The sequence below is a fragment of the Marinobacter changyiensis genome (assembly GCF_009193265.1).
GTDB lineage: Bacteria > Pseudomonadota > Gammaproteobacteria > Pseudomonadales > Oleiphilaceae > Marinobacter > Marinobacter changyiensis.
Genome location: NZ_VZZZ01000018.1, coordinates 1 through 1003 on the forward strand (window position 1 = coordinate 1; position 1003 = coordinate 1003).

Genomic DNA, 1003 nt, shown 5'->3' on the forward strand with positions numbered 1-1003 from the left:
CAAAACTTCTGGAATTTGGTTAACAAGGCAATCCTTTGTGATGTTGCCGTTGAGCGCCAGGTAGAAATCACCGGTCCTGACGCTGCAAAATTTACTCAGATGCTTACTCCACGAGACCTTTCAAAGTGTGCGGTAGGTCAGTGCAAATATGTACTGATCACCAATGCCGAGGGCGGGATTTTGAACGATCCGATCCTGCTTCGTCTCGAGGAAAACCGCTTCTGGCTCTCTCTGGCGGACAGTGACATTTTGCTGTGGGCACAGGGCGTTGCTATTAACTCCGGTCTGGATGTCGAAATCCGCGAACCGGATGTTTCGCCACTCCAGCTGCAGGGTCCGGTGTCCGGCAAAATCATGGAAGCGCTATTCGGTGAAAGCATCAACGACCTTCGGTATTACTGGCTGCGGGAATATGACCTTGACGGTATTCCGCTGATCGTTTCCCGGACCGGCTGGTCAAGCGAACTCGGCTATGAACTCTATCTGCTGGATGGCTCGAAAGGTGATGAGCTGTGGGAGAGGATCATGGCTGCAGGTACTCCTTTCGGTCTCCAGCCTGGCCACACGTCGACCATTCGCCGTATTGAGGGCGGTATGCTGTCCTACCACGCCGATATGGACATCCACAACAATCCCTATGAACTGGGTATGGATCGCCTGGTCGAACTGGATATCGAGGCCGACTTCATCGGCAAGTCTGCCCTCAAACGTATCCGTGAAGAAGGCGTATCACGCAAGCAGGTTGGTCTGGTCCTCGGTGGCCCTGCACTGTCAGGTCCTAACTCCAGGTTCTGGGATCTGGAAAAAGATGGCGAACACGTGGGCAAGGTTACGTCTGCCGTGTTCTCTCCGCGTCTGGAGCAGAATATTGCGCTGGCAATGGTTGAGGCAGACCACGCGGCCCTTGGCACACGTTTCGACGTCGTTACTCCTGGCGGAAAAACAACGGCCACCGTTGTCCAAAAACCGTTCTTTGATCCTAACAAGAAAATCGCGGCAACTT

At 53.6% G+C, this 1003-nt stretch carries 1 protein-coding gene; it reads left to right on the forward strand.

Going from position 1 to position 1003, the window contains the following annotated elements:
- Nucleotides 1-15: 15 nt before the first annotated feature.
- Nucleotides 16-1003: glycine cleavage T C-terminal barrel domain-containing protein (locus F6Y09_RS20025; RefSeq protein ID WP_246180620.1), on the forward strand; the 988-nt coding region annotated here is incomplete at its 3' end.